Origin of the sequence: [Brevibacterium] flavum, assembly GCF_019317305.1 — a bacterium.
GTDB classification, from domain to species: Bacteria; Actinomycetota; Actinomycetes; order Mycobacteriales; family Mycobacteriaceae; genus Corynebacterium; species Corynebacterium glutamicum.
In genome coordinates this window covers 130,942-144,962 of sequence record NZ_CP079240.1, presented here as the reverse complement: position 1 = coordinate 144,962, position 14,021 = coordinate 130,942, and the positions used below count along the sequence as shown (strand labels likewise).

7 protein-coding genes and 3 pseudogenes are annotated in these 14,021 nt (G+C 54.8%); 3 read left to right on the top strand and 7 right to left on the bottom strand.

Going from position 1 to position 14,021, the window contains the following annotated elements; genetic code table 11:
- The 3 genes from KW808_RS00655 to KW808_RS00645 all read right to left on the bottom strand — a co-directional run bounded on the left by KW808_RS00655 (position 1) and on the right by KW808_RS00645 (position 6,839).
- Positions 1–1,617 (bottom strand): AbgT family transporter, encoded by a 1,617-nt coding sequence (locus tag KW808_RS00655; protein WP_040072418.1) that lies wholly within the window; start codon positions 1,615–1,617, stop codon positions 1–3.
- A 147-nt stretch (positions 1,618–1,764) separates the two neighbouring features.
- Positions 1,765–2,712: an aldo/keto reductase gene (locus KW808_RS00650; RefSeq protein ID WP_003863683.1), complete on the bottom strand. Its 948-nt coding sequence runs from the start codon at positions 2,710–2,712 to the stop codon at positions 1,765–1,767.
- A 677-nt stretch (positions 2,713–3,389) separates the two neighbouring features.
- Entirely contained in the window at positions 3,390–6,839 is a 3,450-nt protein-coding gene (locus KW808_RS00645; RefSeq protein ID WP_003863682.1) for a bifunctional proline dehydrogenase/L-glutamate gamma-semialdehyde dehydrogenase, read from the bottom strand.
- Between the two features lie 268 nt (positions 6,840–7,107).
- Here KW808_RS00645 and KW808_RS00640 point away from each other — a divergent pair, with 268 nt between their 5' ends.
- Entirely contained in the window at positions 7,108–7,659 is a 552-nt protein-coding gene (locus KW808_RS00640; RefSeq protein WP_003863681.1) for a PepSY domain-containing protein, read from the top strand.
- A gap of 284 nt (positions 7,660–7,943) precedes the next feature.
- A pseudogene (locus tag KW808_RS00635) lies at positions 7,944–8,353 on the top strand (IS6 family transposase); the annotation flags it as partial.
- A gap of 172 nt (positions 8,354–8,525) precedes the next feature.
- On the opposite strand, the gene KW808_RS00630 reads toward KW808_RS00635, so the two are convergent.
- From KW808_RS00630 to amn, 4 genes and pseudogenes are all read right to left on the bottom strand, one after another.
- A complete protein-coding gene (locus KW808_RS00630; RefSeq protein WP_144290629.1) occupies positions 8,526–9,044 on the bottom strand; it encodes a hypothetical protein in 519 nt (172 codons plus the stop codon).
- Positions 9,045–9,333: 289 nt separating this feature from the next.
- Positions 9,334–9,744: pseudogene (locus tag KW808_RS00625) on the bottom strand (helix-turn-helix domain-containing protein); the annotation flags it as partial.
- A 75-nt stretch (positions 9,745–9,819) separates the two neighbouring features.
- A pseudogene (locus tag KW808_RS00620) lies at positions 9,820–10,538 on the bottom strand (IS6 family transposase).
- A 174-nt stretch (positions 10,539–10,712) separates the two neighbouring features.
- Positions 10,713–12,122 (bottom strand): AMP nucleosidase, encoded by a 1,410-nt coding sequence (gene amn, locus KW808_RS00615; protein ID WP_003859919.1) that lies wholly within the window; start codon positions 12,120–12,122, stop codon positions 10,713–10,715.
- 67 nt (positions 12,123–12,189) lie between these two features.
- Between amn and KW808_RS00610 the strand changes: the two genes are divergently transcribed.
- Positions 12,190–14,016 (top strand): HSP90 family protein, encoded by a 1,827-nt coding sequence (locus KW808_RS00610; RefSeq protein ID WP_003859922.1) that lies wholly within the window; start codon positions 12,190–12,192, stop codon positions 14,014–14,016.
- Positions 14,017–14,021: the final 5 nt, after the last annotated feature.

Sequence of the window (14,021 nt, the reverse complement as noted above, 5' to 3'; positions counted from 1 at the left end):
TTATCCTTCGAGGAAGATCGCAGAGCCAGGTCCAAGCGGCAAATCGGCGTAGAACCAAATTGCCAACAATGTAGCCCAGGCTAGCCAGAAAGGGATCACAAATGGGATAAGCCTTGACATCAAGGTGCCTAAACCTGCATCCGGTTCGTATCGACGGAGCAAACCGAGGATCACAATCATGTACGGATTCAGCGGTGTGATCACCTGAGTTGCCGAGTCACCCACGCGGAATGCTGCCTGAATGAATGATGGTTCATAGCCAAGCAGAGCGAACATCGGGACGAACACCGCAGCCATCAGCGTCCACATCGCAGAGCCGGAAATAATCAGCAGGTTCAAACATGACGCCAAAATAATAAATGCAATGATCGCAGGGAATCCGGTAAGCCCGATCACTTCCAATCCCGCAGCGCCCTGAACAGCAGTCCAGGTACCGATGCCCGTCCAGTTAAACAGCGCCACAAACTGTCCCAAAATGAAGGCCAAAACCAAGAAACCAATCATGTCCTTGATTGCTTCGCCCATCATGTTCACGACATCATCCATGTTCTTGATCGTGCCCACCACCATGCCGTAGGCCAGACCCATCACCATGAAGAACAAGAACACGATGAACACCACAGAGCTCAGCAGTGGCGAAGTTGGGAGGAATCCGCCGTCTTCATTTCGCCATGGGGATCCAGGAATCAGCACAACTACCAGCACAATGATGGCCGTGACCAGGGTGGTCCACATGGAGATCGCCAGTGCGCGGTTTTCCTGAACCGTCAACGTTGCCGAGATTTCCTCATCACCGGTGCCGCTTATCGGTTCAACGCTCTCCGCGTATTCGGTGGCGATATCCTGACGCCACATGCGGGGTTCCAGAACCTTATCGATGAGGAAACCACACAGCAGACCCAGCACAATCGAGGATGCAATGTTGAAGTAATAGTTCGACACCGGATTCACTTCAGTTGTGGCGATTCCCGGCAGAGTCTCCATCACGGCGTTGGTAATTCCCGCAAAAAGTGCATCAAGGCTGGTGGGCACAATCGCTGTGGAATATCCTGCACCCACAGCTGCAAACGAACCCAATAGCCCAGCCACAGGGTGCCGACCAGCAGCTTTAAACACCATCGCGGCCAAAGGTGGCACCACCACGAAGGCAGCGTCCGCCATGATCGACGCCGTCACACCAATCACACCAACGGCATAAGGCAGCACGATCTTTTTCGCCGAACCAAAAAGTTTCCTAATCAGCGCAGCCAACATGCCGGAACGTTCAGCAACACCCACTGCCAACAGAATTGGCAACACGGTGAGCAACGGCGGGAACCCGATGTAGTTTGCCCCGAGATTCGTAGTCAACCAGGTTAGGCCTTCACCGGTGAACAGGCCTTTTACAAATAGTTCCTCATCCGAACCCGGCACAATCACGGACACGTTCATCCACGCCATGACCGATGAGGCCAGCGCTGTGAGGAGGAAAAGGATTAAGAAAAGCGTAAATGGTGTGGGCAGCTTGTTTCCAAGTGTTTCCACACCATTGAGAAATTTATCGCTCCATTTACCGAGCTTGCTCGTCGGTGCGTCTGGCTGTTGTCTTTCTGAGGTTTTTGAGGTTGTTGAGCTCATTTCTCAGACCTTTGCAGTCATGCGGAAAACCTCGGTCCGGTTTTCCGGCGATGCCAGCCAGACTAAGTAACTCACCGAATAAATATCGGAAAATAAGGCAACCGTAATGCAAATGTTATGACTTGCATCACTTACTTTGAGGAGAGCTTAAGCGAAAGGCTCCGAAACCTTATCCAAACGTGCAAGCTGCTCAGCGCTCAGCTCCACATCCTTCACAGCCATCAAATCCTTCAACTGCTCTACCTTGGACACGGACGCAATCGGTGCGGTCACACCATGCGCAACCAACCACGCAAGCGCCACAGTCGTTGGCGCAACACCCAACTCATCGGCAACAGCACGCAACTCTGTCACCACGGCAAACGCCTCATCGCTGGCGTAACGATCCAACTGCCCCGCACGCGCTTTACCCGAAATATCCTCCTTGGAGGTGTACTTTCCGGTCAAAAGACCCGCGGCAAGCGCGAAATAAGGGAAGACTGCAACGCCATACTTCTCGGCGAGTGGCTGCACGTTCTCCTCATAATCCTTCCTCGACACCAGGTTGTAGTGCGGTTGCAGAGCAACCGGCTGCGCTGGAGTGCCTACAGACTTCTCAAAGAACTCAGCTAAACGCTCCGCGCTGTAGTTAGACAATGCGAGGTGCTTAATCTTGCCCTGTGCAATCAGATCATTAGCGATAGCAACCTGCTCATCAATGCTGACTGCCTCATCGTCGTAGTGATAGTAAAAAATATCGATCGATTCCACGCCCAAACGCTCCAGGGAACCCTCGACAGCCTTGAAAGTTGCCTCACGGGAACGACCAGCAACAGGCTCCAACGCACCAGACTTGGTAGCAATGATCAGCTTGTCTGCGCCACGTTCCTTAATCCACGCGCCGAGCTCCCGCTCCGACTCGCCACCCTCATTGCCTTCAACCCATGCAGAATAAGAATCGGCGGTGTCAACAAAGTTTCCTCCCGCTGCCACGAATGCATCCAAAACCGCGAAGGTCTGTTCCCTATTCGAGGTCCAGCCAAAGGTATTTCCACCGAGGTTTAGTGGGAAAACATCAAATTCAGTGCCTTTAATAACGGTCACGCCGTGCTCCATTTCCTATGCTCACAACTTACTGCCCCGAGCATAGGAGCGCTTCTACAGAATTTCAGAATAAAAATCTTTCAGTAGCACAAGCCATATGTTGATGTCTTAAACACATCTAGAAAACGTGTCGATTTTTCGCCCCAAAATCGACATATGACCTTTAAACAGCCCTCCCATGGAGTCGTCACTGCGCCCACCGCCAAATCGGTTAGGATCCACCACAAATCGCTCTGATCAACCGAAACGTGGTGGATTTTTGCGGTTTCGGAGTCCGATCTTGCGCGAACTCACCACAGATCCGAGGTTTTCACTCAAACGTGGTGAATCCTTGCCTTGGAACCTTTCAGGAGACTTTCAGAAATAAGTCATTGGAGCCTGAGGTGTGTCGAAACGCAAAAATCCGTCCCCGAACCGCGGCAAAAGGTAGATTTTGATCGAAGATTTGCGCTAATGGGTCCGTATTATGCAAATACTCGTTCGATTTTGAGGTTTCCCGGCAATCCGCAACGAGAAGATGAACAGTAATCATGCAGCAAGTATGCAGGAATCACATCAGCCCCAATGGCCCCAAATTCGACCCCTTCTAGAATCGCCTCTAAGAGCCTTCAGAACTGAAATCAGGACAACAGGTCACTGCGACTCACGGAGCCCTTAAATCGGCACGCAGCGACCCATGCGCAAAACCATCAACGTTTAAGTTCCTCCGCCAACTCGTGGAAAGCCGCAACTGGGTTTCCAAAACGGTGCAACGTCATGGAAATTGCTTGTTCTTTGAGCCAGTAACGTAATTCAACTCGACCGGAGGCAGTTACTGCATCGTCAAGCAGAACAACTTCGGGCCGTACAGCTAGGCGTTCACGGACAGTGTCGCTAACTTTGCCCAGGTAGCGGACTCGGACGCTGGAGTTCTCGTCGTATTCGCCGCGCAACACGTTGGAAATAAATACTGAATCATCGACTGTTTCTGCACTCACTCCAGCAGCGGACAATACTTCGCGGACTTGCTCTGAAACACCTGGTGTTTGAAGAACTCGCGGAGTAACCCCGGCGCGGCGCGCTGCCAAAAGTACGCGGGCAGCATCGCGAGGTATAGCGGAATCATCGAGTCGGAGTACTACCTCTGCTGGTCGGTAGCGGAAGATGTTGGCTTCTACATCGAGGCCGGAGGGGTCGCGTGGGCTGCCGAATTCCGTGTTCCATGCTGTTTCATCGCTGGCGTTGGCTTTTTCGAGCCATTCGATGTCTTCACCGGACAGATCCAGTTTGCTGATCAGCGGGTTTGTTTTGCGTGGGGCGTGGTGGCTTGGCGCGTCGGCCCAGGTTCCCATGAGCATGACATAGTTGGGTCCTCCGGCTTTGGATCCGAGGCCGACGGAGGATTTTTTCCAGCCTCCGAAGGATTGGCGTTGGACGATGGCGCCGGTGATGCCGCGGTTGACGTAGGCGTTTCCGACATCGACGTGGTCAAGCCAGGTGCGGACTTCGTCGGCGTCGAGGGATTGGAGTCCGCCGGTGAGTCCGAAGTCGTTGCCGTTTTGGAATTCGATGGCTTCATTGAGGTCGGTGGCTTTCATCAGGCCGAGGACTGGTCCGAATACTTCTGTGAGGTGGAAGAAGGTTCCTGGTTTGACGCCTTCTTTGATGCCGGGTGACCAGAGTCGGCCGGTGTCGTCGAGTTGTCGGGGTTTCAGCAGCCAGCTTTCTCCTTCTTCGAGGGTGGTTAGGGCGTGGTGGAGTTTATCGCTGGGGAGTTCGGTGAGTGGTCCGACGGTTGCGGAGGGGTTGGTAGGCCAGTCGACGATGAGTGAGGATGCGGCGTCTACCAGCTGTTTCCGGAAGCGTTCTGATTCGTAGACGCTGCCTACCAAGATGCCGAGGGAGGCTGCGGAACATTTTTGTCCTGCATGGCCGAAGGCGGATTTCACCAGGTCGGCGACGGCGATGTCGCGGTCGGCAGATGGGGTGACCACGATGGCGTTTTTGCCGGAGGTTTCGCCGTTGATGGTGAGTTCTGGTCGCCAGGAGGAGAACATCGCGGCGGTCTCGGAGGAGCCGGTCAAAATGACGCGGTCGACGTGTTCATGGCTGATCAACGCACGTCCAACATCGCGATTAGCTGGGTAAATGCAATGCAGAACCTCGCGGGGAACGCCGGCTTCCCAGAGGGCTTCGACCACTGCAGCGGAGCAATGTTGGCTAGGTTTTGAGGGTTTGTGGATCACGCCAGCGCCCGCCGCGAGTGCTGCGAAAGTCGATCCAGCGGGGATCGCGATGGGGAAATTCCAGGGCGGGGTCACCACAACGACGCGATCTGGGGTGAATTCCGCATTGTCTACGTCGTCCAATTCCAGGGCCAAATGCGCGTAGTAGCGGGCGAAATCAATGGCTTCAGAGATTTCCGGGTCGGTTTGTTCCACAGCTTTGCCCACCTCCGCGGCCGCCACTGAGATCAGGTGTCCGCGTCGCACGCGCAAAATCTCGGCGGTCTTGTACAAAATCTCAGCGCGTTCACGGGCTGGGCGCGCTGCCCACGCTTCAGCAGCGTCGCGCACATCGTTAATTAGCTTGTCGACGTCCCCCTCTTCCAACACCTCCGGCTTTGTTTGTTTTTCCAACCAACCGGGCTCTGCTGCGGTGGCGAGGGCTTTTGTGGCCCACTGTTGGTTTTGGATGAGCGCTGGGTTGGTGTCGGGCTCGTTGATAAATGGGACGAGGGGGGCGTCGAGAAGCGTCTCTTTGCTGCGGTCTTGTGTGTGGTTGGGGCCGGGCGCGGGCACGTCGATAAGCGTGGCGAGGTCAGATATGGAGGCGCGGAAGCGGCTCTCCTCTCGCTTGAAGGACGGGTTGTCGGCGTCGAGGTCGAAGATGGCGGACATGAAGTTTTCGCTCGCGGCGTTTTCCTCGAGGCGGCGCACGAGGTAAGAAATGGCCACGTCGAATTCCTGTGGGCGCACGGCTGGTACGTAAAGCAGCAGCTCACCGACGTCAACGCTGACGGCGCGCGCCTGATCGGACGCCATGCCCTGCAGCATTTCGAACTCCACACGGTCGGCAACCCCGCGCTCCACAGAGAGTAAATGCGCGAATGCTATGTCGAAAAGGTTATGGCCGGCAACACCCAGGCGCAGGCCCTCCATGTTTTCTTTACGCATCGTCCAATACAGCACGCGCTTGTAGTTGGCATCAGTGGCTTGCTTGGAAGGTTCCGTAGCAACCGGCCAGCCGGTGATCTGTGCATGGACGTGCTCCATGGGCAAATTAGCCCCCTTGACCAGGCGAACCTTAACGCCCGCCCCGCCTGTGTTGACGCGCTCGCGGCCGAACTGCGCCAGGTCCTGAATCGCACCGAGGGCATCGGGAAGGTACGCCTGCAACACAATTCCGGCTTCTAGTTCATGCAGCTCCGGCTTGGACAACAGCCGTTTAAACACTTCCATGGTCAGACGCAGGTCGCGATATTCCTCCATGTCCAGGTTGATGAACTTCGTGCCTTGGGGCGCCCGCGCGGCCTCTATATATAAAGGTGTCAGCTGTTCCACAACGTAAGTGACGGTGTCTTCGAAACCCCACATCGAAATCTGCGATGCCACCGAGGAGACCTTGATGGACACATATTCCACATCCGGACGGCGCAACAACCGCACCGTGTCATCCAAATGCTTCGCTGCCTCCTTTCGGCCCAACACCGCTTCACCTAGCAAATTGATGTTCAGGCGGTGCCCATCCGACTGAATCTCAGCGACAGCCTTGGCGAACTGCTTGTCGCGGGCATCCACAATCATGTGCCCAACCATCTGCCGGATTCGAGCCCGCGCCGCAGGAACCACAACCTGCGGCAACGCCCGCCCCACCAAAGAACCAGCCTGAATCTGCGCCCGATCCAAAAAGGACATCGTCGACGGAGCAATCTTGCCCAACTCATACAACGCATGCGCTGCCGCTTCACGATCCTCAGTTCGAACCACTCGATCCACGAAACCAACCGTGAATTCCAAACCATTAGGATCCTGCAACACTGCAGCTAGACGCTTCGCATCGGCATTGGGCACGCTTTCCTTTTTGCTGTACTCCAGCCAGGAGCGCACCTTGTCCACAGCCTGGTCAGACAGCGTAGCCAACTCAATAGGCAGATTCATCGATGTCATGGTGGCGGTTCTCCTTCAAGATCAGCAGTGTGGGTGCCGTTTCGCATCGTAGGTGTGATGGATCCCAGCAACTATTTTCAGATGTGGCCCCCAACATAATCCCAAACATGGATTTTTAACCACCGCACCCCTTTTTACGCCACTGAAATTGCCAAAAGTGCAGCGCACACGCTTCCACCTCAGCCTGTTGATACCCCCGTTTTACCGCTCAAAACAAACTCTCATCTTCATTTCATATTCACTTCATAGGGTTGAACACATGAAGAACGCAAAACTTTTCCTCGCGCTCGTATCCACTCCCCTTCTCCTCGCTAGCTGCAGCTCCACCGATTCCGGAACAGCAGAATCCACCATTTCCAGCGAAACTGCTTCTGCAGTAGATGCCACCACTTCTACCTCCTCAAGTACCGCCACCTCTGCCGCGATTGATGACGATCCGGTATTCGACATCATCGACATCGTCCTTGCCCAATACCCCGACGGGATCATCACCGACATTGACCGCGAAGACTCCTCCGATCAATACGAAGTCGATGTTATAGTTGGCCAAGAAGTCCTTGAACTTGATGTCACCACCAGTGGCCAAATCAGCGTCGACGACCGCGACAACGATGATGATGACGACATCCGCGAAGCTCACGCAGCCACAGTCACCGCAGCTCAAGCCATTGGCCTAGCGCTGGATCAATACCCAGACGGAATTATTGATTCTGTTGAATTAGACGAAGACGACGGCCAGCTGAAATGGAAAATAGACCTCGATGACACTTCCGGCAATGATCTTGCTGACGTTGAAATCGCAGCAGTTTAAGCACGCGCACGGAAAGCCACTCGCCCGATGATTAGGCTAAGAACTTGTGCAGTTTTTGTCACGTTCCAATCTGAACGTGTCGGCGGTCAGGTTCAACTGATCCAGTTTTCTGGCGAAGTACTCTGATCCAGTGTTTGAAAAAGGAACATTAGTGCTAGTAACAAGAGCCCAGTTGAATTGGTGCTGTTGCAAAGTTGGGGCAGTAGGAAGATCGACGTGAAATAATCACAGCCATGGGTATCTTCTCCGGTCGTCATTTCCCCCGTGACATCATTCTGTAGGCAGTGCGGTGGTACTGCCGCTACGGGGTGAGCTGACCTAAGATCTGGAGGAAATGATGACTTCAGCGGGGCGTGCCAGTTGATCACACCACGATTCTCACCGCTGGGTCCAGAAATACGCCCCTGAGCTGGACAAGCACACTCGGTGGTACCGGCAGGTACCTGACTGGCAGGCCCGGTCCTGGCGGGTGGATGAGACCTACATCCGGGTCGGCGGCAGGTGGTGCTACCTCTATCGGGCTATTACCGCTGGTGGCCAGACCCTGGACTTTTACCTCTCACCAAAACGGAATGTGGCGGCGGCCAAGCGTTTCCTGGCCAAGACCCTGAGGTCAAACGCGTCAGCCGGGTCCCCGCGGGTGATTAATACAGATAAGGCACCCTCCCTGGCCAAGGCGATCTCCGAGCTGAAAATGAATATGGATAGCATCTGCAGGACTGTCTATAGCGGGTTCGATGTGCGTCGTCAAAGTTGCCTCAACACGGCAGTCACCTACTGGCATGGGGTGACCTGGTCTCACGCGAACAACCTGTAAAAACTCTGATGAGAGGGAAAGTTGCACACGGAGAGGGCCTTCTACTTAGCTAATCACAAGCAGTAGAAAACTCTTCCACCGCAGCTTTCTCTCCATTATGAATAATAACCTCCCCAGGTCTCAATCTTTCCAAAGCAGCTTGCGTAGCAGAAACCTGAGGTATGGCGGAATTCTTCTCTGACACCTCAGGGGAAACGATAAAAAGCTCGTCGTCGTCAGGAAGTAGTATCCGGTCGCTCCCCTCCCAGTCACTCCCTATTGAATCCAGGTTAACTTCTAAGAAACCTGTTTTATTCCTGAGCGGGCTTATCTCCCCCAGTCTGGGGTTTGGTTCATTACCTTCAATCCCCTCTCGCCCCTCAGAAACGACAATACGGTTGAGAGTCAAGGAACAGGTTTCAATCATTAATTGAACTGTTCCGTCGTCACTTTTAGACACTCCGGTCAATCCTTGTATGTCCATAACCGGGGTGTAGTTTCCGCAACCAGAAACCCCAGTAGTCGCAGCAACTGCTATGACGAGAAAACCTTTTTTCAATCGTCCCATATTTTCACGATACTCCATCACAAGCGCTCTCAATACGATGTTAGCGCAGGTAATCGCCGCGAAGCATGTTTAATTATGATTGGGGCAAGGAGAATCTTGCTCTTCATCTTTGGGTTTTAGAATTGGCAGCAGGGCAAGCACCCGACACCGGAACGAACGTTTACGTGACAGGTGAACCGGACACCATTTGTGGTTTTCAGAAATCGTCTGCACTATCTGCACACTGTGACCTGCGGAGTGAAGTCGACTTCTGAAATTCAAATTTCAGGACTCACCTGCACTGTCCGTCATTTTTCAGAAGCCGTGTTCACTAACCATCACCAGGAGCGGCGTCCTGCCCTTCGACAGTGTGGGCCTCGACCGGCCTAGGCGGCAGGTGCCGGTAGAGGCTGGTGCGGGCAATTCCTGTTTCCTCGACGATCTCCCGCATCGAGTACCCCTCATTGCGTAAATGCTCCGCGTAGCGGAGCTTCGCCGGGTCGACTACGCTGGGCCGGCCCACCTGTTTTCCCTTCGCGGTCGCCACGGCCCGGGCATGAGCCGCGCGCTCAATGGCGTAGGTGCGCTCCATCTGACCGAACAACGACAGGATCACGACTGATAACTGGGCCATTGGGTCATCGGGGTTGGAGGAATCGACCTTGATGGGATCGGCCAGGGTACGTACTCCAACCTCGCGTTCGCGAAGATCATGGAGCATATTCAAGGTATCTCGAACGGTGCTGTTGCAAAGTCGGGTGGAGGGGCCACGAACGCCCGAGTTTCATTTCTCCATGGTCTCTGCGACTCAGCGTTCTCAGGCCGTCTCGAAGACCCGGCTGACGATCACCGCGTCCGGGTTCGGTTGCCCGTAAGCAAACATCGTCCCCTGACCTTTCCGCAAGGAGTGCATCGCTTCCATCCCCTTCAGCGTCCGATATGCAGATGTCTAAGTTCTTAAATGCACCCTTCGGCCCGAGGATCCTTTTCAGCCGCCCATGATCTCCCTCGAGAACGTTGTTCAGGTATTTCACCTGCCGGTGTTCCACTGTTGGCAGGCAGATTCCCTCTGACTTCAACTCAGCGATTGCCCTGGCCAGGGAGGGTGCCTTATCTGTATTAATCACCCGCGGGGACCCGGCTGACGCGTTCGACCGCAGGGTCTTAGCCAGGAAACGCTTCGCTGCCGCGACGTTGCGCTTCGGGGAGAGGTAAAAGTCCAGGGTCTGCTCACCGGCGGTAATAGCCCGATAGAGGTAGCACCACCTGCCGCCGACCCGGATGTAGGTCTCATCCACCCGCCAGGACCGGGCCTGCCAGTCAGGTACCTGCCGGTACCACCGAGTGTGCTTGTCCAGCTCAGGGGCGTATTTCTGGACCCAGCGGTGAGAATCGTGGTGTGATCGACCGGCACGCCGCGGCTGAAGTCATCATTTCCTCCAGATCTTAGGTCAGCTCACCCCGTAGCGGCAGTGACCTGCGCACTGCCCACAAAATGATGTCACGGGGGAAATGACGACCGGAGAAGATACCCATGGCTGTGATTATTTCACGTCGATCTTCCTACTGCCCCAACTTTGCAACAGCACCGCTGTTTGTATTGCCACGCCTCTCAACCGAGTGATCAGGTCAGTGGGCCAAGGTTTCGGCGATGCGACACGTCGTGCGGCTGAAAAAATGGCCGCGCAACTGGCCTAGCTCTCCGAGACTTTAGCGAAACGGCACCTCACCTAAGGTCCTGCGCAGTTTACGGGTACGCAACCGTTCAGGATCTACTGCCAGGTATTCCATTGCACGAACAGCACACATGACGTGGGCTTCCTTGGAGTTGGAGTAAAACGCCTGCGCTTGCGCGGGAAGTTTCGGCACTGCGTGTAGTGGCAGGTCAGAGACGCTCAGCAGGGTGCCGTATGGAATGCGGTATCGATATCCGTTGGTGGCCAAGGTGGAAGATTCCATGTCAACAGCTGCGGCGGTGGATCCTTTGAGCCAGTTCCAGAGGTCTTCTGGGGTGTGCCATTCCCAGTTTCGATCGTCGGTGGATAAGACCGTACCGGTGCGCATGAGGCTGTTGTCGGATCCGTAGATTTCGTCGACGCTGGCTTCTAGAGCTTTTTGAATTTCTGGTATTGCCGGGATCGGATTACCAAGTGGGATGCGGGTATTCAGAATGTGGTCTTCGCGCTGGTAGGCGTTGCCAAGGATGAGGTCGCCGATGCGCATGCGGGCGTCCATGCCAGCACAGTGGCCGATCATGACCCAGGCTTCTGGGCGGAGTACAGCAAGGCAGTCGGTGATAGTTTTTGCATTGGATGGGCCGACACCGATGTTGATAATGGTAATACCGTCACCGGCTTCGGTGATGAGATCGTAACGAGGCATTTGGAAACGGCTAGTCAGATCAAGGGTTTCCGTACCGAGGCTGGTGGCGGTCTCTCGGTCAATTACCTGCCCGTTTGGCAAGGATAGACCCACGTAGCGGGAGTCTTCCGAGGTAAGTTCGGACATGGCAAAATGCACGAACTCGGTGGTGTGCATGGCGTAGTTGGTGAACAGAATGTACTTCTGCACGTGTTCCACGTTGATGCCGGTGTAGTGCTCGATGCGGGCGCAGGCGATGTCGAAGCGTTGCGGCCCGAAGTGGAAAAGCGGGAGTTCGGGGCCGTTGAAGGCGTGCCAGTCGCCGTCGATAATTGCGTCGTGGACTTCATCCAGGGTGGGGCGTGGGATGATATCTGCAACATCACCAGCACGGCGAGCTTCGGTAGCGGAAGGTGCGCCGCGAATGTACTCCGGTGGGATGCGGATATCTGACTCAGATACGTAAATCTTGCAGGGATAATTACTGGTGAGACGCTCGAGTTGTTCGCGGAGGTAACGCTCAATCACGCGTGGTTTGGACAAGGTGGCGGAGTATCGCCCGGCTCGATCCACATAGCCGAAGGGTTCGGTGCGGTCGATGGGTTTCCATTCCAGCACGTCAACGGTGAGTTTGGGGTAAACAACATCGGCGTATGCGGCGTAGTCCTCATTGTTGAGGGTTTCTTTGGCCAGTTTGGTCGAGGTGTCGTAGATGTCAATGAGCTTCGCGATTGCGTCATCGATCGTTGTTGCTTCCATGCGCACCACACTATCTTTCTGCACGCCCTGATGCCCTGTGGATTCAAAACTGTGCTTTTATAGGCGTATGCAAGAATCCTCACGTGATAATTTCCAAGTTGACCTCGGCGGCGTTGTTGATCTTTTGAGTCGCCACATTTATTCCGGTCCGAGGGTGTATGTGCGTGAGTTGCTGCAGAATGCGGTTGATGCTTGTACTGCACGTTCTGAACAGGGTGAGGAGGGCTACGAGCCGAGTATTCGTATTCGGCCGGTGACCAAGGATCGTGCCACGTTTTCACTGGTTGATAATGGTACGGGCCTGACCGCGCAGGAGGCGCGGGAATTGCTGGCGACGGTGGGGCGGACGTCGAAACGCGATGAATTCGGTCTGCAGCGGGAAGGTCGCCTGGGGCAATTTGGCATCGGGCTGCTTAGTTGTTTCATGGTGGCGGATGAGATCACCATGGTGTCGCATGCGGAGGGTGCGTCGGCGATTCGGTGGACTGGTCATGCGGATGGCACGTTTAACCTGGAGATTCTTGGGGATGACGCAACGGATGTCATTCCGGTGGGCACGACTGTGCACCTGACACCGCGCCCTGATGAGCGCACGTTGCTGACGGAAAATTCCGTGGTCACCATTGCGAGCAATTATGGCCGTTACCTGCCGGTTTCAATTGTGGTGCAGAGTGAGAAAAACACCACCATCACTACATCGCCGGTGTTTGCAAAAGATACTGATCAGCAGCACAGGCTGTATGCCGGCCGGGAGCGCCTTGGTAAAACTCCTTTTGATGTCATTGATCTCACCGGTCCTGGCATCGAGGGTGTGGCTTATGTATTGCCGGAGGCTCAGGCTCCGCATATGTCCAGGCGTCACAGTATTTATGTCAACCGCATGTTGGTCTCTGATGGGCCTTCCACGGTGTTGCCCAACTGGGCGTTCTTTGTGGAATGTGAAATCAATTCAACCGATTTGGAACCCACCGCATCGCGTGAAGCGCTCATGGATGACACCGCGTTCGCGGCAACCAGGGAACATATCGGTGAGTGCATTAAATCGTGGCTGATTAATCTCGCCATGACCAAGCCTCACCGCGTGCGGGAATTTACTGCGATTCATGATCTTGCCCTGCGCGAGCTGTGCCTATCGGACGCGGACCTGGCTGAAACCATGTTGGGTCTTCTCACTTTGGAGACCTCTCGTGGCCGCATCTCGATCGGTGAGATCACCACGTTGTCCATCACCGAGGATGTGTCGCTGCAGCTGGCTACCACGTTGGATGATTTCAGGCAGCTCAACACCATTGCGCGCCCGGACACCTTGATTATTAATGGCGGCTACATTCACGACAGCGATCTGGCTCGGCTCATTCCCGTTCACTACCCACCGCTTACGGTATCTACTGCTGACCTGCGCGAATCCATGGATCTGATGGAGCTTCCGCCGCTGCAGGATGTAGAAAAAGCCAAGGCACTGGATGCACAAGTCACGGACTCGCTGAAGGATTTCCAGATCAAAGGTGCAACGAGGGTTTTTGAACCCGCAGATGTTCCTGCCGTGGTGATTATTGATTCCAAGGCGCAGGCCTCACGGGATCGCAATGAAACACAAAGCGCAACGACTGATCGTTGGGCTGACATTTTGGCAACGGTGGATAACACGTTGAGCCGTCAAACAGCCAACATTCCACAAGATCAGGGACTGTCCGCGTTGTGCTTGAATTGGAACAATTCGCTGGTCAGGAAATTGGCCTCCACTGATGACACCGCCGTGGTGTCGCGCACGGTGCGTTTGCTCTACGTTCAGGCATTGTTGTCCAGCAAGAGGCCACTGCGGGTGAAGGAACGCGCGCTGCTTAATGATTCGCTGGCAGATCTGGTTTCTTTGTCTTTGTCATCCGATATCTAAGGCAA

Excerpts from the sequence above, each read along its gene's own strand:
- KW808_RS00655 (WP_040072418.1), bottom strand. The coding sequence starts at position 1,617 with ATGAGCTCAACAACCTCAAAAACCTCAGAAAGACAACAGCCAGACGCA.
- KW808_RS00650 (WP_003863683.1), bottom strand. The coding sequence starts at position 2,712 with ATGGAGCACGGCGTGACCGTTATTAAAGGCACTGAATTTGATGTTTTC.
- KW808_RS00645 (WP_003863682.1), bottom strand. The coding sequence starts at position 6,839 with ATGAATCTGCCTATTGAGTTGGCTACGCTGTCTGACCAGGCTGTGGAC.
- KW808_RS00640 (WP_003863681.1), top strand. The coding sequence starts at position 7,108 with ATGAAGAACGCAAAACTTTTCCTCGCGCTCGTATCCACTCCCCTTCTC.
- amn (WP_003859919.1), bottom strand. The coding sequence starts at position 12,122 with ATGGAAGCAACAACGATCGATGACGCAATCGCGAAGCTCATTGACATC.
- KW808_RS00610 (WP_003859922.1), top strand. The coding sequence starts at position 12,190 with ATGCAAGAATCCTCACGTGATAATTTCCAAGTTGACCTCGGCGGCGTT.